The organism is Flavobacterium endoglycinae (assembly GCF_017352115.1).
Classification (GTDB): Bacteria; Bacteroidota; Bacteroidia; order Flavobacteriales; family Flavobacteriaceae; genus Flavobacterium; species Flavobacterium endoglycinae.
In genome coordinates this window covers 2,629,977-2,651,573 of the sequence record NZ_CP071448.1, presented here as the reverse complement: position 1 = coordinate 2,651,573, position 21,597 = coordinate 2,629,977, and the positions used below count along the sequence as shown (strand labels likewise).

21 protein-coding genes are annotated in these 21,597 nt (G+C 34.7%); 14 read left to right on the top strand and 7 right to left on the bottom strand.

Annotation, left to right across the window (positions count from 1 at the left end; translation table 11 throughout):
• Position 1: 1 nt before the first annotated feature.
• The 5 genes from J0383_RS11555 to J0383_RS11540 form a co-directional block, all read right to left on the bottom strand.
• Positions 2-1,366, bottom strand: a complete 1,365-nt coding sequence (locus J0383_RS11555) for a sensor histidine kinase (protein ID WP_373921626.1) — start codon at positions 1,364-1,366, stop codon at positions 2-4.
• On the bottom strand, positions 1,356-1,409 hold the full coding sequence (locus J0383_RS23845; RefSeq protein ID WP_373921625.1) for a hypothetical protein: 54 nt from the start codon (positions 1,407-1,409) through the stop codon (positions 1,356-1,358). Before J0383_RS23845 ends, J0383_RS11555 begins: the two co-directional genes overlap by 11 nt.
• A 141-nt stretch (positions 1,410-1,550) precedes the next feature.
• Entirely contained in the window at positions 1,551-2,099 is a 549-nt protein-coding gene (locus tag J0383_RS11550; RefSeq protein WP_207298529.1) for a CopD family protein, read from the bottom strand.
• A gap of 39 nt (positions 2,100-2,138) precedes the next feature.
• On the bottom strand, positions 2,139-3,152 hold the full coding sequence (hemH, locus tag J0383_RS11545; protein WP_207298528.1) for a ferrochelatase: 1,014 nt from the start codon (positions 3,150-3,152) through the stop codon (positions 2,139-2,141).
• 223 nt (positions 3,153-3,375) lie between these two features.
• Positions 3,376-4,251, bottom strand: a complete 876-nt coding sequence (locus J0383_RS11540; RefSeq protein WP_207298527.1) for an AraC family transcriptional regulator — start codon at positions 4,249-4,251, stop codon at positions 3,376-3,378.
• Between the two features lie 227 nt (positions 4,252-4,478).
• Here J0383_RS11540 and hemA point away from each other — a divergent pair, with 227 nt between their 5' ends.
• The 13 genes from hemA (at position 4,479) to J0383_RS11475 (ending at position 16,148) form a co-directional block, all read left to right on the top strand.
• A complete protein-coding gene (hemA, locus tag J0383_RS11535; RefSeq protein ID WP_207298526.1) occupies positions 4,479-5,729 on the top strand; it encodes a glutamyl-tRNA reductase in 1,251 nt (416 codons plus the stop codon).
• A 192-nt stretch (positions 5,730-5,921) separates the two neighbouring features.
• Positions 5,922-6,845: a hydroxymethylbilane synthase gene (hemC, locus tag J0383_RS11530; protein WP_207298525.1), complete on the top strand. Its 924-nt coding sequence runs from the start codon at positions 5,922-5,924 to the stop codon at positions 6,843-6,845.
• A 315-nt stretch (positions 6,846-7,160) separates the two neighbouring features.
• Positions 7,161-7,826 carry a uroporphyrinogen-III synthase gene (locus J0383_RS11525; protein WP_207298524.1) on the top strand — a complete coding sequence of 222 codons (666 nt, stop codon included), beginning with the start codon at positions 7,161-7,163 and terminating at the stop codon, positions 7,824-7,826.
• 104 nt (positions 7,827-7,930) lie between these two features.
• Complete coding sequence (hemE, locus tag J0383_RS11520; RefSeq protein WP_207298523.1) at positions 7,931-8,959, top strand: uroporphyrinogen decarboxylase; 1,029 nt, start codon at positions 7,931-7,933, stop codon at positions 8,957-8,959.
• 138 nt (positions 8,960-9,097) lie between these two features.
• Complete coding sequence (locus J0383_RS11515; RefSeq protein ID WP_207298522.1) at positions 9,098-9,772, top strand: hypothetical protein; 675 nt, start codon at positions 9,098-9,100, stop codon at positions 9,770-9,772.
• A 2-nt stretch (positions 9,773-9,774) separates the two neighbouring features.
• Positions 9,775-10,152, top strand: a complete 378-nt coding sequence (locus J0383_RS11510) for a hypothetical protein (protein WP_207298521.1) — start codon at positions 9,775-9,777, stop codon at positions 10,150-10,152.
• Positions 10,153-10,155: 3 nt separating this feature from the next.
• Positions 10,156-10,701, top strand: coding sequence for a GNAT family N-acetyltransferase (locus J0383_RS11505; RefSeq protein WP_207298520.1), 546 nt, complete (start codon positions 10,156-10,158; stop codon positions 10,699-10,701).
• Positions 10,698-11,603: an oxygen-dependent coproporphyrinogen oxidase gene (hemF, locus tag J0383_RS11500; RefSeq protein ID WP_207298519.1), complete on the top strand. Its 906-nt coding sequence runs from the start codon at positions 10,698-10,700 to the stop codon at positions 11,601-11,603. The genes J0383_RS11505 and hemF overlap by 4 nt, the downstream gene beginning before the upstream one ends.
• Positions 11,604-11,976: 373 nt before the next feature.
• Positions 11,977-12,435: an IS200/IS605 family transposase gene (gene tnpA / locus J0383_RS11495; RefSeq protein ID WP_207298518.1), complete on the top strand. Its 459-nt coding sequence runs from the start codon at positions 11,977-11,979 to the stop codon at positions 12,433-12,435.
• A gap of 95 nt (positions 12,436-12,530) precedes the next feature.
• Complete coding sequence (locus J0383_RS11490) at positions 12,531-13,469, top strand: DUF4421 family protein (protein WP_207298517.1); 939 nt, start codon at positions 12,531-12,533, stop codon at positions 13,467-13,469.
• Positions 13,470-13,560: 91 nt separating this feature from the next.
• Positions 13,561-14,448, top strand: a complete 888-nt coding sequence (locus J0383_RS11485; protein WP_207298689.1) for a fructose bisphosphate aldolase — start codon at positions 13,561-13,563, stop codon at positions 14,446-14,448.
• 301 nt (positions 14,449-14,749) lie between these two features.
• Positions 14,750-15,745, top strand: a complete 996-nt coding sequence (gene hemB, locus J0383_RS11480; protein ID WP_207298516.1) for a porphobilinogen synthase — start codon at positions 14,750-14,752, stop codon at positions 15,743-15,745.
• A 1-nt stretch (position 15,746) separates the two neighbouring features.
• Positions 15,747-16,148: a c-type cytochrome gene (locus J0383_RS11475; protein WP_207298515.1), complete on the top strand. Its 402-nt coding sequence runs from the start codon at positions 15,747-15,749 to the stop codon at positions 16,146-16,148.
• A gap of 60 nt (positions 16,149-16,208) precedes the next feature.
• Here J0383_RS11475 and J0383_RS11470 read toward each other — a convergent pair whose 3' ends face one another.
• A complete protein-coding gene (locus tag J0383_RS11470; RefSeq protein ID WP_207298688.1) occupies positions 16,209-18,269 on the bottom strand; it encodes a M13 family metallopeptidase in 2,061 nt (686 codons plus the stop codon).
• A 325-nt stretch (positions 18,270-18,594) separates the two neighbouring features.
• Positions 18,595-20,655: a M13 family metallopeptidase gene (locus J0383_RS11465; protein ID WP_207298514.1), complete on the bottom strand. Its 2,061-nt coding sequence runs from the start codon at positions 20,653-20,655 to the stop codon at positions 18,595-18,597.
• A gap of 190 nt (positions 20,656-20,845) precedes the next feature.
• On the opposite strand from J0383_RS11465, the gene J0383_RS11460 reads away from it, so the two are divergent.
• Positions 20,846-21,511, top strand: coding sequence for an SCO family protein (locus J0383_RS11460; RefSeq protein ID WP_207298513.1), 666 nt, complete (start codon positions 20,846-20,848; stop codon positions 21,509-21,511).
• Positions 21,512-21,597 lie beyond the last annotated feature (86 nt).

The following is a 21,597-nucleotide window of genomic DNA, read 5'->3' as shown; positions in this document are numbered from 1 at the left end:
TTTAAGAGTTGGTGATAGGCAGGGAAACTCTAAATGTGGTTCCCTTTCCGTAAGTTGATTCAAAGGTAATTGTTCCTTTGTAATTTTCGATAATGTTTTTAATAATTCCAAGTCCAAGTCCCATACCGCTGGTTTTAGTGGTAAATTTTGGTTCGAAGATTCGGCCTATATCTTGTTTTTGGATTCCGATACCGTTGTCTTTTACGGCAATTTCGACATTGTTATTTCTTCTTTTTACCGAAACCACAATTGATTTTTGAAATTGGCTTTCAGAAATTGCTTGAGTGGCATTTTTAACCAAATTGGTAATTACACGAATTAATTGCGTACGGTCCATTTTGGAGATGATTTCCTCCTCTTCTTTTTCAAAAGAAATATAATCTTCGTTGAAAATATCCAAAGCCAGTTCTACGACTTCAACAACATTCAAGGTTTCATTTTGCTGAGCCGGCATCGAAGCAAAATTCGAAAATGCCGATGCAACCGCTGTCATGGTATCAATCTGCTGAATTAAGGTTTCGGAGTAATCATTCATCTTCTGCTTAACATCAGGATCATTTGGATCAAATTTTCTTTGGAAACTCTGAACCGTCAAACGCATCGGCGTCAGCGGATTTTTAATTTCATGTGCTACTTGTTTCGCCATCTCACGCCACGCTTCTTCACGTTCGCTTTGTGCTAGTTTAATCGCGCTGGTTTCCAATTTGTCCACCATTCCATTATAAGCTCTTATTAAGAAATTGACTTCTTTGCTGTTTGCCTCCAAAACAATCTTCTCATTTTTCTGATCCAGATTGGTTTCCTCCAAACGATCTGAAATGGTCTTTAGTGATTTGGTAATATAGGTAGAAAGGAAATATGCCAACGCAAAAGCCACAATCAGCATGAAAGAATAGACCTGGCTTAAACGAATTAGGAATGTATTCAATTCGTTGTCGTAATATCCGTCGTCTTCTAAATACGGAAGATTTAGGATTCCTAGTGGTTTGAATTTTTCGTCTTTTATCAAACTGTACGAAGATCGGTTTTTAACTCCGTCAATCGTTTTAATATCTACAAAACGTTTTTCGATAGAAGAACGAACCAGTTTTAGAATGTATTCAGGAATTGGCGGTGCAATTTTATCAACAGCAAAAGATTCTTTGGATGATTTTAAAAGTTTTCCGTCAAGGCTGTAAATATTGATTTCAATTTTGTGAATCTGAGCCAATTCATGGATTTTGTCTTTAAAAATCAAATCCAAATTTTGGGTTTTCAGCGGATAAGTTGTAGTTGCCAGAACATAATTGATGTGTTCTTTGACGGCGTTTTCTTTTCGCTCTAAACGTTCTTGGTGGTATTCTTTGGCCTCAGTTTTAAACTGAATAATCGAAATCGAAGCTAATAAAAAAGATGCCACGACAATCAATACAATCATCGACAGGAAAATCCTGGTACGAAGCGAAAGCATTGACATTTTGAAGTTGTTTAGCATGTTTTTAGTGTTCAGTCTCAGTCTCAGTCTCAGTCTCAGTCTCAGCAAAACTGAAAACTGTCACTGCGACTGAAAACTATTTCTTCTCTCTTATTCGTTTGTAAAATCTAAAACCCAGCATAATTAAAACCGAGAATACAATAATTCCGATTACGCCGAAGATCCAGTTGATCGCACTTTTTAAAACTACTAAAAAAACAACGGCAAACAAAATAATCGTAGCGCCTTCGTTCCATAAACGCATGAAGTTGTTCGAATATTTTACCTCATCGTTTTGCAGTTGCTTAAAAATCTGATGGCATTTTGCGTGGTACAAATACAAAAGGAAAACAAAACACAGTTTTACATGCATCCAAGGCATTGTGATCCAAACATGACCGGCATCTGTAAAAAACAACATCCAAAAAGCAAAAATACTCGCCAAAACTGCCGATGGCCATGTAATAATGTACCACAAACGGTAGGCCATAATTTTATATTGCGCCTGCAAAATTTCCTTTTCAGGAGAAGGTTTTTCACTGGCTTCAATTTGATACACAAACAAACGCACAATATAAAATAAACCTGCAAACCAAGTTATGACAAAAATAAGATGCAGTGATTTTAAGTAATTATAATACTCCATTATGAAAGTCTTTTTTCTTTACTCTTTCTTCTATTTTCTTTATTTCGCCCAATCGTTAATCCAATTTGCAACTGTCTGACACCATTCATCATCGTCATTTAAACATGGAACTGCTAAGAAATCTTCTCCTCCATTTGCTTCAAAATCTTCTTTGGCACGCATTGCGATTTCCTCCAAAGTTTCAAGACAGTCTGAAACGAAAGCTGGTGTTACAACCGCCAACTTTTTAATTCCTTTTGACGGCATATTGTCAATTTCAACATCCGTGTATGGTTCTAACCATTTATCACCTGCTAAACGAGATTGGAAAGTTAAACTGTATTTGTCTTCTGGAAGTCCTAGTAGTTTAACAACCTGTCTAGTTGTTTCATAACATTGGTGACGATAACAGAATTCGTGCGCCGGCGATGGCGTATTACAGCATGAACCGTCAATTTTACAATGTGATTTCGTCACATCGGTTTTACGAATATGACGCTCTGGAATTCCATGATATGAAAACAATAAATGATCGTATTCAAACCCAACTAAGTGTTTCTGGATAGAATCTGCCAAGTTTTTGATGTAATCTGGCTTGTTATAAAATGCAGGAACATCGGTAAATTTCATATGAGGAAATTTCTTTTTGCGAATTTCTTCTGCCTTAACCAAAATGGTCAAAGTCGATGCCATTGCATACTGCGGATATAATGGAAAAAGAAGAACATCTGTAACTCCTTTATCGCTTAATTCCTGAAGTCCTTTTTCAATAGTCATGCTTCCATAACGCATTGCCAGCGAAACTGGCACATTTACTAAAGGCTGTACTTTATGCTGCATTCTTTCTGAAAGAACGATTAATGGAGAACCTTCTTCCCACCAAATTTTTGCGTAAGCGTGCGCCGATTCTTCAGGTCTTTTTCTTAAAATAATACCGCGAACTAATAATGCTCTTAATAAATATGGAACGTCAATTACATATTTATCCATTAAAAATTCATCTAAATACGGTTTTACATCTTTTGGAGTTGGGCTGTCTGGAGAACCTAAGTTTACTAATAATACGCCTTTCATGTTTTTTCTGTTTTTAGGTTTTAAGCTCTAGGCTTTAAGCTTTTTATTTGTTTTTAAAAATTTCGGCAAAAGTAGAACTTGGAACTTTTTCGAAATATGATAATTATTACTTTTTAATTATTGTTGAATATTCAAAATTTATTTTATCGCATTTGTGAAATTTTCTCTCGCAGATTCGGGAGATTTAGCAGATTCTATTCTGTGCTAATTCGTGAATTTGTGGCTAACTAACATTCGCATTAATCGACATCAAATACTTTTTAGGTGTTGTTCCGAATTTCTTTTTGAAAGCAGCAATAAAATGACTTCCGGTGCTGTAACCAATTTTCAATCCCACTTCATTTACATTATAAGAACCGCTGTCTAATAGTTTTCTAGCGAAATCCATTTTGTAATCGAATAGAAAACCGTAAACCGTGTCGCCGTAAATTTGTTTGAAGCCCATTTTGAGTTTTTTCAAATTCAAACCAATCTCATCTGCCAGTTCTTGTAGTCCCGGCGGTTCGGCCATATTAGCAATTACGATTTCTTTGGCTTTTCGGATTTTCAGTACATTATCTTCATCAATTAAAAACGGACATTGTTCTGCATTTGGATCTTCGGTTCTGTTGAAATACAAACTCAACAATTCGTATCCTTTTCCTTTATAATACAGGTTTTTGATCGAAGGGTGAAGATTGTAATGAAACAGCTGACTCAACACAATTGCCATCGACGGACTGATGTTTCCTTCGTTATAATACTTTTTATCCTTATTATCAGGACTTAAAAAAGTAATATAGTCCGCTTCGGCAGAAAATAACGCGTGAAATTTCTTGATGGAAACAATTACCGAAATCACCCACGAATTTGGGGCGAGTTCTAAATTAAGCGGTAATTCTTTCTGCGGATTGTATAAAAGCAGTGATTTTTCTTCTTTCAATTCTAAAGCATAATTACCTTGATTGAACAAGAATTTGGCATTTCCTTTTATCCCGAAGTGAAACTGTATCAAGCCAGTACCAATTTCATGTTGTGCATAAAATGGCTCCAGACTGTCATTTTGAAAACGAATCAGCGTAAAGTCGTCTTCAATTTTTATAATTTCTTGAGAACCCATAGCGATATTTTTTTGAAACGAAAATCAAGACAAACTTCAAATGTTATTTAGAATCACTCTAAACTAATCACTTCTAATGAGTTGATTTTGCTACAAAAGTAGTCCTTTTTACTCAAAAACACCTATTTAGGTTCAAAAAAACATATAGCGACATAAAAAGTACTTTTAGCGTTATTTTTATCAATGCTATAGTGATAATTTTGTTGCACTTTTATGAAAGTGAATTTATGGAAAACAATAACGTACCGAAACACCTTTATTTTTACTCAGTTGGTCTGAGTTATAAAAAAGCTGATGCTGAGGTCAGAGGTCAATTTAGTTTGGATGCTGTTGCGAAGACTCGCTTACTAGAGCAAGCTAAAAACGAAGGAATAGAAAGTTTAATAGTTACTTCAACCTGCAACAGAACCGAAATTTATGGTTTTGCAGAACACCCATTTCAATTAATCAAATTGATTTGTGACAACAGCAATGGTTCGGTCGACGCTTTTCAAAAAGTGGGTTTCGTTTATAAAAATCAAGAAGCAATCAATCATTTATTTCGCGTAGGAACTGGTTTAGATAGTCAGATCTTAGGCGATTTTGAAATTATATCTCAAATTAAAACCAGTTTTATTCACTCAAAGTCTTTAGGTTTAGCAAATGCTTTTATGGAAAGACTCATAAATGCAGTTATTCAGGCGAGCAAGAGAATTAAAACAGAAACTGAAATCAGTTCTGGAGCTACTTCGGTTTCTTTCGCATCGGTACAATACATTCTTAAAAATGTAGAAGACATCAGTAATAAAAACATTTTGCTTTTCGGAACTGGAAAAATTGGAAGAAATACATGTGAGAATTTAGTAAAACATACTAAAAACGAACACATTACTTTAATAAATCGTACTAAAGACAAAGCAGAGAAATTAGCAGGAAAACTGAATTTGATTGTTAAAGATTATTCTGAATTGCATTTAGAACTTCAAAAAGCCGATGTTGTGGTTGTAGCCACAGGCGCTCAAAACCCCACAGTTGACAAAGCGATTTTAAATCTGAAAAAACCGTTATTGATTTTAGATTTATCAATTCCGAAAAATGTAAATGAAAATGTTGAGGAATTAGAAGGCGTAACTTTGATCCATATGGATTATTTGTCTCAATTGACAGACGAAACTTTGGAAAACAGAAAACTGCATATTCCAGCAGCTGAAGCGATCATCGAGGAAATCAAAGAAGAATTTGTGACTTGGATGAAAGGCAGAAAGTTCGCTCCAACTATTAATGCTTTAAAAGAAAAACTTAATGCCATTAAAGTTTCGGAATTGGATTTTCAAAGTAAAAAAATTGCCGATTTTAATGAAGAGCAAGCTGAAATCATCAGTAACCGAATCATTCAAAAAATCACTACTCATTTCGCAAATCATTTAAAAGACGACGACACCATGGTTGATGAAAGCATCGAATGGATCGAAAAAGTCTTCAAAATAAAAGCATCTTAATTTAAGATTTAAACCATATAAGTTATATAAGTTCATTTAAAAACTGTGTTTTACCCAACCCACTTTAAATTACTTATATAACTTATATGGTTCAAAAATAAAAACAAGTTATGTTAAGTTTGATTTACATTTATGTTTTACCCAAACTGCTTAAATTTACTTATATAACTTATATGGTTCAAAAAATAAAAAATGGCTGAAAAAACAATCAGAATAGGAACGCGTGACAGCGAATTAGCACTTTGGCAGGCACATACTGTAGAGAAAAAACTAAATGATTTAGGTTATAAAACTTCTATTGTGGCCGTAAAATCCCAAGGTGATATTATTCTGGACAAACCTCTTTACGAACTTGGTATTACAGGAATTTTTACCAAAACGTTAGACATTGCCATGATTAATGGTGATATAGATATTGCGGTGCATTCTATGAAAGACGTTCCAACAGCTTTACCAAAAGGTATTGTTCAAGGTGCAGTTTTACCAAGAGCAAATGTTTTAGATATTTTGGTTCATAAAGGAAATCCTGATTTTTCAAATCCAAGTACCATTGCAACTGGAAGTCTGCGTCGTCAGGCACAATGGTTCAATAAATATCCTAATCATACCGTAGTTGATTTACGCGGAAATGTAAACACACGTATGCAGAAGTTGCAAGACAATGACTGGGATGGAGCCGTTTTTGCAGCTGCTGGTTTGGAGCGTATTAACCTAAAACCAGAAAATTTCATTAATTTAGACTGGATGATTCCGGCGCCGGCACAAGGAGCTATGTTGGTTGTGGGAATGGAAAATGACAATTATACACTGGATGCACTTTCTCAGTTAAATGATATCGAAACTGAAATTTGCACACATATAGAACGTCAGTTTTTAAGAACGCTTGAAGGCGGATGTACAGCGCCAATTGGAGCTTTGGTTACGTATAATGAAGACGAAGACACCTTACATTTTCAAGGTGTTTTACTTTCTATTGACGGAAAACAAAAACTGGAAATCAACAAAACGGTTGATATTTCAGAATGGAAGAAACTAGGTTTCAACTCTGCACAAGAAATTTTGAATAACGGCGGAACAGAATTAATGCAGAAAATCAAAGAAAGTTTAAATAAATAACTATTTAAAATGAAGGTTTCAAGAAAATTAAATCTTTATATAATGCATGTTTTATATTTATTTATATACTTTTCTTTAATTCTTACAATTGAAATAATTGGCAATTTATGTAAATCTGATATTAAAAAAGTAGAAATAACAGCAAGTAGTTTTATAGCTCCTGCAATCTTATCTTCTTTTTATTGGATTTATTATACTTTCTCTGGTAAACTTTCGAAAACAATAAATAAAAATTACGAAGAATAGAGATCTTTTTTAAACAACATTTAACAGATACTTTCAAGATAATTTCACATAAAACTGAAAATATAATTAATGAGTAACCCAGTTCAAATACTATCTACTAAAATATTATCTCCTCTTCATAAACAAGAGCTAAAGAAATATGGAATTGAATTAATCGAAGCCGATTTCATCAAAACCACAAACAAATCTTTTGAATTAAAAGACCTCAACGAAAATCTGATTTTTACAAGTCAGAATGCTGTTCATAGTGTTTTGTCTCATCCAAAATCTGAAGAACTGAAAAAGAAAAACGTATATTGCGTTGGACTTAAAACCAAAATCCTTTTAAGCGATAATGGGTTTAATGTTGTTGCTTACACAGGTTATGCCTCAGATTTAGCCGAAATTATCACTTTAATTTACGCAAAGGAAAGCTATACTTTTTTTAGTGGAAATTTAAGAAGAGATATTCTGCCAGAAGCTTTAAAAGAAAATGGCATTAAATTCAATGAAATTGAGGTTTACGAAACTTCTTTACAGCCTCAAAAAATAAAAGCAAATCCAGAAGCCATTTTGTTTTTTAGTCCGTCTGGAGTGAAAAGTTATTTGAAAGATAATACAATTAAGAAAGAAATCTGTTTCTGCATTGGCGAAACCACTGCTGAAGCTTTATCAAAAATTACCAAAAACATTATCGTAGCAGATCAACCTACAATTGAGGATGTAATCGAGGATGTAATTCACGAATATAAGTAACAAAAAAGATTTCCTGCAAGGTTTCCAAAACCTTGAGGTATCTATATTAATCAACAATAACACCTGAAAGGTTTTGGAAACCTTACAGGATAAAGAAATAAAAAATGTTAAAAAACGACCTATTTTTAAAAGCATTAAAAGGAGAAACAGTTCAGCGTCCGCCGGTATGGATGATGCGTCAAGCCGGAAGATATTTACCGGAATTTATCGAATTACGCGATAAATACGATTTCTTCACACGTTGTCAGACCCCAGAATTAGCTGCCGAAATTACTGTTCAGCCAATTCGTCGAATCGCTCCAGATGCTGCTATTTTATTTTCGGATATTCTGGTAGTGCCGCAGGCAATGGGAATTGAAGTTTTAATGAAAGAAAATATCGGTCCGTTTATACCGAATCCGATTCGCTCGATGGCAGATGTTCAACGTGTGTATGTTCCAGACATTCAAGAAAGTCTTGGTTATGTAATGGATGCTATTAAATTAACGAAGGAAATGCTGAACGACGAAGTGCCATTGATTGGTTTCGCTGGTTCGCCATGGACAATTTTCTGTTACGCGGTTGAAGGAAGAGGTTCTAAAAGTTTTGATATGGCAAAAGGATTCTGTTTTTCAAATCCCGTTGCTGCACACAGTCTATTGCAAAAAATTACAGATACCACCATTTTATATTTAAAAGAAAAAGTAAAAGCGGGTGTTAATGCTGTTCAGATTTTTGATTCTTGGGGAGGAATGCTTTCTCCTGTTGATTATCAAGAATTTTCATGGAAATACATCAATCAGATTGTTGAGGCTTTAGCAGATCTTACTCCAGTTATTGTTTTCGGAAAAGGATGTTGGTTTGCGCTTAACGAAATGGGGAAAAGCCGTGCTTCTGCATTAGGAGTTGACTGGACTTGTTCTGCAAGAAACGCACGTTACTTATCTGGCGGAAACATTACTTTACAAGGAAATTTCGATCCATCACGATTACTTTCTCCAATTCCAACTATCAAGAAAATGGTTCATGAAATGATCGACGAGTTTGGAAAAGACAAATATGTGGTAAATTTAGGTCACGGAATTTTACCAAACATCCCTGTAGACCACGCAAAAGCGTTTATCGACGCGGTGAAGGAATACGGGCAATACTAGTTTTCAGTGTTCAGTCGCAGCTGATTGACTTTCCTGCAAGGTTTTCAAAACCTTGTAGGTATAAATTGCGAAGTTGGATTATTTATGAAGAAGACCTACAAGGTTTTGAAAACCTTGCAGGAAATGAAAAAGACATAAATGCTAAATATAAACCTCAATAAATACTCGCCATTTTCATTTATCGAATATGGATTTCAGGCTTATTACGCTTATGTATTTTTTATGGTCTGGACACATCCAGAACTTTATCCGGTAAGTCTTATAAATGATCTGGCCATTTTAATGACCTTTGAGTTTATAATGGTGCATTCGGGAGTTTTTATGGCGATTATGCCAAAAAAATGGTCTCTTTTTGTATTTTTCCCTTTATATGGCACATTTGCCTATTCGTTTAATGAATCGGTTATTAATACCAATATTTTAATTATTTATCTGCTAACGGTTTTAAACCGAATGCGTTTTGCCTTTTCAAATGTAACTCCAGATGTGAGAATGAAACAGATTGGAAAATCGGTTGTAAAAGTCATTTTCTATTTCTTCTTGATTATGATTCTTGCGATTGGAAATGAATACGTTCCGCCGTTTGGACTCACAAATGAATTTTTAGAAAAATCTCATTATTTTCAAATAGTCAAATCAAGCGGGTTATTTATAGAAAAACCTTATGTGCCAATTTGTATGGGATTTATTTATTATTCGCTGCCTGTTTTGTATTTTGTGTATCGAACAATAAAGAATTTTGGCAAAGAAGAAACTCCTCAAAAAGGAAAATTAGTTTTCAGCCGAACTACTGTCAAATCTAATAAATTCTAAAAATGTTAAATAAAGGTTTAAGAGATGAAGAAAAAATCAGAATTGATAACGTTCTCAAAACGTTACGAACTCTTGTTTTTGTGCCTTATCCCTTGAGTCAAATACAAAAAACAGATATTGAAAACCAACTAAAAGAATTCGGATTAAACCTTGAAAGTTTAATTGATTATTCAAATGAAGATTTAATCACTTTATTAACTCGTCTTCATTTTGATTGGGATCAATTAGAACAATTTGCAGATATTTTAATTGAGTTTTCTAAAGATGAAAACTACAATTTTGAAGATAAAGCTTTGGCTGTTTACCAATATATTCAAACAGAAAGCAAAGTATTTTCTTTTGGGATAAATTCAAAAATTTCATCTCTTAAAAACAAATAAAAAATGAGTGTTATAAATTGGAAAACAGATCGAATTGAAAATATTCTTCCCGAAGAGTTTTATAAACTAATTGAAAAGAATAAATCGCACATTGGAAAAACTTTCCCTGTAACGCTCGCAAATTCTGATTCTTTAGAAAAAGCGCAAAACTTCATTTCTGTCAGTCTTGAGAAAGAGAAAAACAAAGAAGGTTTTCATTTTTACGCCCGTGATATTCAAACAAACAATTTGATTGGTTATTTATGTGTAAAAACAATTGATTATCGCATTTCTAAATGTGAATTTGGATATTTTATTGATGAAGATTATCAAGGAAAGGGAATTACATCAAAAATGGTTGCCGATGCACTTAAGTTTTGCTTCAACGAATTAATGCTTAACAAGGTTTTTATTTGCACTTCAGAAATTAATATCGCTAGTCAGCGAATTGCATTAAAACATAATTTTAAACAAGAAGGGATTTTAAGAGACGAATTTAGAAACGGAGATGGCACTTTGCAGAACTCTGTTTATTTCGGACTTCTTAAATCAGAATACATAAAATCATGAAAGATAAATTTTACGCATACATACAAAATTTACAAGACCAGATCTGCGCTGGATTAGAAGCGGTTGATGGAACTACAAAATTCCGCGAGGACTTATGGAAACGTCCTGAAGGTGGAGGCGGAAGAACACGCGTTATTGAAAACGGTACAGTTTTCGAAAAAGGCGGTGTTAACATTTCAGCTGTTCACGGAAAACTTCCTGAAACCATGCAGAAAATGTTTGGTGTTGGCGAAGCAGATTTCTTTGCCTGCGGATTAAGTTTGGTGATTCACCCGAAAAACCCAATGGTTCCTACAGTTCACGCCAATTGGCGCTATTTTGAAATGTATGACGAAAATGGAAATGTAATCGAACAATGGTTTGGTGGCGGACAAGATTTAACGCCTTATTATTTGTTTGAGGAAGATGCCATTCACTTTCACCAAACCTGCAAAACAGCTTGCGATAAACACAATCCAGAGTTTTATCCAAAATATAAAAAACAATGCGATTCGTATTTTTGGAATGCACATCGTCATGAAGCCCGCGGACTTGGCGGTTTATTCTTTGATTATTGCAAAGCAACCGAATCTATGTCAATGGAAAACTGGTACAATTTTGTAACCGAAGTGGGCAATAGTTTCCTTGAAGCTTATGTGCCAATTGTAGAAAGAAGAAAAACGCTTCCATATACTCCAGAACAAAGAACGTGGCAGGAAATCCGTCGCGGCCGTTATGTGGAGTTCAATTTGGTTCACGACAAAGGAACTTTATTCGGATTAAAAACCAACGGAAGAATTGAAAGTATTTTAATGAGTCTCCCTCCGCATGTGCAATGGGTTTACGATCATCATCCGGAAGCAGGAAGCGAAGAAGAAAAATTAATTAATGTATTAGAAAATCTGCGTGAGTGGATTTCTTAATCTAAAAATTTATTGAATTTAAATAATTATATGTCGCCCCACTGGGGCTTCTTTTTTAGTTGTCAATTCAATTTCTAATAAATATTATGCTCCACTGGAGCATTTTTTTATGCTTATTTTTAAGGTTGTCAACAAATATATTTCGCTCCGCTGGAGCTCTTGTTTGGTCGGTCTTTTTAATTCTATAAATATTTCATCCCTCTGGGACTTAGGCGCTATTTTAAGAAAGCTCCAGAGGAGCGAAATATTTATAGAACAAACGATACCGCCTAGACAGAAGCCCCAGCGGGGCGACATATTTTAATGACAAAAAGAAATATTTATCTTACAAATTAAAATTATTAATTAGCTTTGCCAATTAATAATTTAAAACATGGCAAATACTTATTCTCAATTGTACATTCAAATTGTTTTTGCGGTTAAGGGAAGGCAAAACTTAATTTCAACAAAATGGAAAGATGAAATTTACAAATACATCACTGGAATTATCACAAATCAAAAACAAAAACTGATTGCAATTAACGGAATGCCAGATCATATTCATATCTTAGTTGGAATAAAGCCAGATATTTCATTATCAGTTTTAGTAAGAGACATTAAATCAAGTTCTTCAAAATTCATAAATGAACAAAAATGGATTAATGGAAAATTTGAGTGGCAGACTGGTTTTGGGGCATTTTCATATAGCCATTCACAATTGGGCAATGTTATAAAATACATTGAAAATCAAGAAGAACATCATAAAATAAGAACATTCAAAGAAGAGTATATTAGCTTTTTAAAACTATTTTGTATCGATTTTAAAAATGAATATATTTTTGAAGAAATTTAATTTTATGTCGCTCCGCTGGAGCTGTCTTAGTTGGACAATTCGATTCTATAGATATTTTGTTTTGCTGAAGCAATTTAAAAACTTAACTTGTATAAATGAATTTAAAATTACTCGGTATATTGTTATTTGTGAATGCTTTTAGCTGTTTCGCTCAAAACGACACTTTACAGAATCCGTATTTTAAATCATATAGTGATAAAGTTACCATCAGCTCTTATTATCTAGATACTTCCAATAGTTTTCAGATCGCCTCAGATACGCAGGATCCGAAAATATACGTTAGTCTTATTCCGAATCGAAGAGAACAGATTGGTTTCAACCTGAATTATAGAATTATTGACATTAGTATAGCGTTTGCCCCGAAATTTCTTGGAGCAAATAAGGGCGATTCCAATTCCAAACACTTTAATTTCAACACTCGATTTTATTATAAAAAATGGATGCAGTCCTTCACCTTTATCAATCAAAAAGGATTTTATATAAGCGACAATAATTCAACGGCACAACTGCCTAAAATGCGCACCACCAAAATTGGCGGATCGACTTCATATGTTTTCAATGACAAATTCTCGTTTAAGACCTTGGTTAGTCAAAATGAGTGGCAGACAAAAAGTTCTGGAAGTTTCATTCCGTCATTTTCTTTTTATTATACCAATTTAGATTTAAATACTCCCGATTCTTCTCCTGGAGACATGTATGTCTTTACATTGGCTCCTGCCTACTTTTATAATTTCGTAATTAGTGATCGCGTTTTAATTGGAGCGGGAATTGCTTTAGGAGCAGGAATTAACGATATTGATGGCGACACCTCAGCTTTGTATCAAGCCGATTTCAATTTAAAATTGGCATACAACAAATACCGATTCTTTGGTTTTGCAAGTTTGAATACCGTAAGTTTTGCGCAAGATGACAAAGTCGATCCAAGATTAAATGACAACATTGCTACTGTAAAACTCTCTGTTGGTTACCGATTCGATCCTCCAAAAAAGGTAAAAGAAGTCTATGACAAAGTCAATGAAAAAATAGGTCTGTAAGAAATCTTAACTTAAAAATAAGCATCAAGCCCAATTAAAATGCTTAAATTACAGAGATTTATACAAACTAAAATTCATGGTTATGAAAAATATAAACGATGAGCAGTTACGTCTTATGCATTCTGGAAAAGGATTTATTGCAGCATTAGATCAAAGCGGCGGAAGCACACCAAAAGCATTACTACAATACGGTGTACAAGAAAACGAATATACAAATGAAGAAGAAATGTACACTCTTGTACATGAAATGAGAACCCGAATTATCAAAAGTCCGGCTTTCGACAGCCAATATATTCTGGGTGCTATTTTGTTTGAAAATACGATGGACCGTAAAATCGACGGACAATGGACTGCAGAATATTTATGGGAGAAAAAACACATCGTCCCTTTTTTAAAAGTGGACAAAGGATTAGCCGAACCTGCCGACGGCGTCCAACTGATGAAACCTATTTCTAACTTAAATGAATTGCTGGATCGAGCAGTAGAACGAAAGATTTTCGGAACCAAAATGCGTTCTGTTATCAAAGAAGCAAATCCGAAAGGAATTCAAGAAGTGGTAAAACAGCAATTTGAAGTTGGATTGCAGATTTTTGAAAAAGGACTTGTACCGATAATCGAACCCGAAGTTGATATTTACAGTGCCGATAAAGAAAAGTCAGAACAAATTTTGAAAGATGAAATCCAAAAACAGCTTAACTCGTTGGATAAAGATGTAAAAGTAATGCTGAAACTTTCCATTCCAACGGTAAATAATTTTTACAGCGATTTACTATCAGATCCTCATGTGGTACGAGTTGTGGCACTTTCTGGCGGTTATTCTCGAGAAGATGCCAACCAAAAACTTAGCGAGAATCACGGATTGATTGCGAGTTTTTCAAGAGCATTATCGGAAGGACTCAGCGCTGGCCAATCTGATGACGAATTTAATACCCAGCTTGGCAATTCGATTAAAGAGATTTACCAAGCTTCCATTCAATAAAATCATAAAATCCCTGAAATGTTTCAGGGATTTTTGTTTCCTTTTATTTAGAAGCCATTTCTTCGGCTTAAACTAAAATCAAACTGCAAAAAATCTAATTTTTTAGATAATATTAACGGATTCTATAATAAGCTAAAGGCTTAATTCTGTTCCTTTTTCCATAACTTTGCAACGCTTGTAAAAAGCAGCACAACTTCAAAAAAATAAAAAAACAATTACCGTTTTAGAAACAAAGATGTATCAATCTTTTTCACTGAATCAGATAAAAATCTAAAATCTAAAATCTAAAATCTAAAATTATATGTTCCCATTACAAAGAGGCAGAAGATTAAGAGTAAATGAATCAATTCGTTCTTTAGTTCGCGAAACCAGTTTAAGTCCTTCGGATTTCATGTTTCCTATGTTTATTGCTGAAGGCGAAAATGTAAAAGTAGAAATTCCATCCATGCCGGGAATTTTTAGAAGATCTATAGATTTAACGGTTGAAGAAGTAAAAGAACTATTTGATTTAGGAATTCGCGCCGTAAATATTTATGTAAAGGTGAGCGAAAACCTAAAAGACAATACTGGAAAAGAAGCTTGGAATCCAAATGGATTAATGCAGCAAGCTATCCGCGCCATAAAAGCAGCTTGTCCAGAAATGATCGTGATGCCAGACGTAGCTTTAGATCCATATTCTATTTATGGACATGACGGAATTATAACAAATGGCGATGTAGAAAACGACAGTACGGTTGACGCTTTAGTAAAAATGGCAGTTTCTCACGCAGAAGCTGGTGCCGATTTTGTGGCGCCAAGCGATATGATGGACGGACGTGTTTTACGCCTTCGCGAAGGTTTAGATGCCGCAGGATTTCAGAATGTTGGAATCATGAGTTATGCTGCCAAATATGCTTCAGCTTTTTATGGTCCGTTTAGAGATGCTTTAGATTCTGCTCCAAAAGAAGCCGATGTTGCTGTTCCAAAAGATAAAAAAACGTACCAAATGGATTATGCCAACCGCATTGAAGCTATTAAAGAAGCGTTATCTGACGTTGAAGAAGGTGCCGATATGGTTATGGTAAAACCTGGAATTGCTTATTTGGATATTGTTCGCGAAATTAAAAATACCGTACATGTTCCTGTAACCGTTTATCAGGTTTCTGGAGAATATGCCATGATTAAAGCCGCTGCCGAAAGAGGCTGGCTTGATAACGATAAAATTATGATGGAGCAGTTAATGTGCATTAAACGTGCCGGTGCTAATCTTATTTCGACTTATTTTGCTAAAGAAGCAGCCATCCTTTTAAAGAAATAAAATGAAAAAGGTTTTATTTTTAGCTGCCGTTTTAGCTTTTGTCTCTTGTAAAAAAGAAGTTTCTGCTGAAAACAATACTCAAACCAACGAATCGTATACAGAAGCTGAACCATCAAAAGTGGCAACACCTGAAGCTTTAGGAAAAGAACTATTTGAAGGAAGAGGAAATTGTACTTCCTGCCATCAGCCGGATCAAAAAATTATTGGCCCGAGTATTCAGGAAATTGCAAAAACCTACAAAGACAAAAAAGGCGATATTGTTACTTTCTTAAAAGGAAAAGCAGAACCCATTGTCGATCCGAGTCAGTTTGCGGTTATGAAAACCAATTTTGCGGTTACTCAGGAAATGTCTGATGAAGAATTAAAAGCAATTGAAACATACATTTACAGTCATTTAAAATAATTTGACACATTCTTATAAAAAAAACGGCGCTCAATAAGCGCCGTTTTCAATTTCAATATGTTACCAGATTTTAACTCGTTTTTCAGGTTCTAAAAACATTGGATCTCCTTTTGTAATTCCGAATGCTTCATAAAAAGCATCTAAGTTTTTAATAGGTACAACCGCTCTGTACATTCCTGGAGAGTGCGGATCTGTTTTCACCTGACTTTTAATGGCTTCGTCACGAGATTTAGTTCTCCAGACTGTCGCCCACGAAATAAAGAAACGCTGCTCCGGAGTAAATCCGTCAATTAAACCTGGATTTCCATGCTTTTTCAAATACAATTGTAAACCATCGTAAGCAGCATTAGTTCCACCTAAATCTCCGATATTTTCGCCTAACGTAAATTTACCATCTACAAAAATTCCAGGAAGCGGTTCTAATGCGCTGTACTGCGCTGCCAATTGACCGCCAAGAGCTGTAAATTGTTTTAGATCTTCTGGAGTCCACCAGTCTACAAGATTTCCGTCAGCATTGTAACGTGCTCCAGAATCATCAAACCCATGAGAGATTTCGTGGCCAATTACAGCTCCAATTCCACCATAATTAACTGCCTCATCAGCTTGGTAATTGTAGAAAGGCGGCTGTAAGATTGCTGCTGGAAATACAATTTCGTTATACGAAGGATTAAAGTAAGCATTAACCGTTTGCGGAGACATTCCCCACTCTGTTTTATCAACTGGTTTTCCAAGTTTTGCAAGATTTTCAGCATAAGCCCATTTTGCTAAACTTTTCATATTATCAAAATAAGTCCCGCCTTCGTCTACATTTTTAAGTTCTAATTTTGAATAATCTTTCCATTTATCTGGATATCCAATCTTAACCGTCAATTTGTTCAGTTTCTCAATGGCTTTCGCTTTAGTTTCTTTAGACATCCAAGGCAAAGCATTGATTCTATTTTCATAAGCTAACATGACATTAGCGATCATGTCTTTCGCTTTTGCTTTTGCTTCAGCAGGAAATAATTTTTCTACATACAACTTTCCTAAAGCTTCTCCCGTTGCTCCGTTGATTACCTGCAAAGCAACTTCTTCGCGCGGACGTTGTTTTAAAGCTCCTGTTAATGTTTTTCCGTAGAAATCAAAATTTGCATTTTCAATCTCTGTCGTTAAAGTTGAAGCAGATTTGTTTAATAAAGACCATTTCAAATATTCTTTCCAAGCTTCTATTTTCTTTTCAGTAAATGTTTTTTCCAAAGCGATCATATAACGAGGCTGCGCAACATTTACCGTATCTAGTTTTGTCATTCCAATTCCTGTGAAATACTTTTCCCATTGAATAGAAGGTGTATTCTTTTTCAAATCGGCAACTGCTGTTGGATTGTATTGTTTTCTTCTATCTCTTCTCTCTACACGATCTAATCTTGGTGTAGACATTTCCACTTCTAAAGCCACGATTTGTTTGGCACTTTCTTTTGCTTTCGCTGGAGATTCTCCAATAAACTGCATCATTCTGGCTACGTGAACTTCGTATTTCTCACGTTTTTCTTTAGAATCTTTATCATCAGAATTGTAGTAATCTTTATCTGATAATCCTAAAGTTCCCGGACTTAGCGTAACAGCATTTTTATTACTATTTTTAGCATCAGCTCCCACATACACGCCAAAAAAACCTGAACCTCCTGCAAGCTGCATTTCTGTTATGTAGTTTTGAAGATCGGCTACATTTTTAATGGCATCGATTTTTTTCAAATACGGTTTAAGCGGTGTAATTCCCCTTTTGTTTCTGCCAATAGTATCTAAAATCGTATTATACAAGGCAATCGCTTTTCCTTGATCTGTATTCGATTTATACTTGGGATCTTTTGAAGCTTCTTTTAAAATAGCTAAAGCATTATTGTCTGTCTTTTGACGAAGTTCATTAAAACCTCCCCAAGAATTTCTATCGCTTGGAATTTCGGTTTTATCAAGCCAGGCACCGTTTACATAACGGAAAAAATCCTGTTTGGCACTTACTTTAGGATCCATGTTAGAAACATCAATTCCGGGTTCTTTTGGTTTTGCATCTTGCGCCTGAACTGCAGTTAATGAAAACATTACAGAAACCACACAAAACATCGGTTTAGAAAGCTTTTTAATCATTTTTATTTCATTTTTTGGTACAATTACAAACATATTGTTATTATTTTGATTTCAATGTTAAAATTTTAAAATAATTGATTTGTAAGAATACTATTTAAATTACAGCCTGTAACTGAAATTATTATTTATCAATTTTAGGCATAAGCTTAAATTCAAATCTGTGCAAATCTGTAAAATCTGCGTGAAAAAAACGATGCACAAAAGTATTTCACGCAGATTTTGCAGATTATAGCAGATCAAATTAGATTTTATTTGTTAATTGAAACTTTTGAAGAATAAAAAACGACGCTTAATGAAAGCGCCGTTTTTATTTATACTTATTTGATTACCAGATTTTAACTCGTTTTTCTGGTTCAACATACATTTTATCTCCTTTTTTGATTCCAAAAGCATCATAAAAAGCATCCACGTTCTGAATTGGCACATACGCTCTGTACATTCCTGGAGAGTGCGGATCGGTTTTTACTTGATTTTTAATCGCTTCGTCTCTGGTTTTCGTTCTCCAAACCGTAGCCCAAGAAATAAAGAAACGCTGCTCTGGCGTAAATCCGTCAATTAAACCTGGATTTCCGTTTGCTTTCAAATACAATTGTAAACCGTCGTAAGCTGCGTTGATTCCACCTAAATCTCCAATGTTTTCACCCAATGTAAATTTACCATCAACGTGAATTCCCGGAAGCGGTTCCAAAGCACTGTATTGATCAGCCAGTTTAGTTCCTAGTTCTGTAAATTGTTTCAAGTCTTGTTCTGTCCACCAGTCTACTAAATTTCCTTCAGCGTTGTAACGCGCACCCGAATCGTCAAATCCGTGAGAGATTTCATGACCAATTACAGCACCAATTCCGCCATAATTAACCGCTTCGTCAGCTTGGTAATTGTAGAAAGGCGGTTGTAAAATCGCTGCTGGGAATACAATTTCGTTATACGATGGATTATAATATGCATTTACCGTTTGAGGAGACATTCCCCATTCTGTTTTATCAACTGGTTTGTTTAGTTTCTCAATTCCTTTTTGGAAATTCCATTTTGAAACATTTTTCATGTTATCGAAATACGTTCCGCCTTCAGCAACACTTTTAATCGTTAATGCCGAATAATCTTTCCACTTATCAGGATATCCAATTTTGATGGTGATTTTGTTCAGTTTTTCAATCGCTTTTACTTTTGTTTCTGGAGACATCCAAGCCAAAGCGTTGATTCTGTTTTTGTAAGCCAAAATCACATTCTGGATCATTTTCTGCGCTTTCTCTTTTGCTTCAGCAGGAAATAATTTTTCTACATACAGTTTTCCAAGTGCTTCACCAACTGTTCCGTTTACTAAATTAAGTGCTCTTTCTTCGGCAGGAAGCTGTTTAATTGCGCCTCTAAGAGTTTTGCTGTAAAAATCGAAATTAGCTTTATCAATTTCAGTAGTTAATTTACTGGCATTACTATTCAGCAAATCCCATTTTAAATATTCTTTCCACTGTGCTACTTTATTTTCTTTGAAAACAGTTTGCAGAGCAGTCATGTATTTTGGCTCGCTTACAATTACAGTATCTAATTTAGCAATTCCTAAACCTGTAAAATACTCATTCCATTTAATGGCTGGTGTTACTTTTTGAACATCAGCAATCGTCATTGGGTTGTATTGCAAACGGCTGTCTCTTCTTTCCACTCGGTTTAACCTTGGCTTAGACAATTCTGTTTCTAAAGCTAAAATTTCGGCAGCGCTTTGTTTTGCTTTTTCTGGAGATTCGCCAATAAACTGAAGCATTCGAGCAACATGCGATTCGTATTTTGCACGTTTTTCTTTAGAATCTTTATCTTCAGAAATGTAATAATCCTTATCTGGAAGTCCAAGTCCGCTTGGGGCAAGAGTTACCGAGTTTTTAGAACTGTTTTTATCATCGGCACCAATGTAAATCCCGAAAAATCCCGAACCGCCTTCTTTTTCCATTTCGATTAAATATTTCTGAACATCAGCTACATTTTTAATCGCATCGATTTTTTTCAAATACAGTTTTAAAGGTTCAATTCCTTTTTTATTTCTTCCGATAGAATCTAAATAGGTATTAAATAAGTTGATTGCTTTTCCTTGATCGGTGTTTGATTTGTATTGAGGATTTTTCGAAGCATCTTTTAAAACTGTCATTACGTCTTTGTCAGTTCTTTTGATTAACTCGTTAAAACTTCCCCAAGTGGTACGATCACTTGGAATTTCAGTTTTGTCCAGCCACGTTCCGTTTACATATTTAAAGAAATCTTGACTTGGACTAATCGCCGTATTCATGTACGATACGTTGATGCCCGGCTCTTTTGCCGGAGTATTTTGTGCATTTGCAGCTGATAGTGACAGCATTAGCGAAAAAGCACAAAACAATGGGTTACTTAGTTGTTTTTTCATTTATTTATACGTTTCGAGTGTTTATACAAACATATTGTGAATATTTGGAAGTGCGTGTTAAAATTTTTTGAATAATTTACCTCATCATAAAATTGTATAACAACCTGCCTTAAAATACATTCTGTTAAAAAGCCGTTATAGTTACCGCTTTTAAAACGCTCTTTTTGTACTTTTGCGCCAAATTACTTTTATGAAATCGCTTCTTTATAAATACCGCAAATTCTTCATTGTATTAATTGTATTTTCTGCCATCACGATATCTTTATTTTATTCGGCTTTAAAGCCAAAGAAAGACTTACCTATTTACAATCCAGCCGATGTAAATCCAGAATTGGTCGACAGTACGGTTCAGTATAAAAGTAAATACCATACGATTGCCGATTTTTCGTTTGTAAACCAAAACGGCGATACCATAACCCAGAAAAATTACGAAGGCAAAATTTATGTTGCTGATTTCTTCTTTACGACCTGCGGATCTATCTGCCCAAAAATGTCTACCAATCTGGCAGGTGTTCAAAAAGCAGTTTTGAATAACCCAAAAGTAATGCTGCTTTCTCACACCGTTTTCCCAGAAGTGGATAGTGTTTCGGTTTTAAAAGCCTATGCGGTAAAATATGGTGTGGTCGACAGCAAGTGGAATTTGGTAACGGGCGATAAAAAAGAAATTTACAAAATGGCGCGCCAGTCCTATCTGGCCGTAAAATTAGGAAGACCAGATCAATTATATGATATGGTTCATACCGAGAATTTTGTGCTGGTTGACCAAAAAAGACGTGTCCGCGGATTTTACGACGGAACCAATCCAGAAGAAATCAAACGTCTTTTAGATGACATAGATTTCTTATCAAAAGAGTAAAAAAGTCTTCTTTTTAGAAACATTTAGCATTTGTCCAAGTGTTAATTATCTTTTAATAGATAATAATTACCTATTTTTGCAATCTA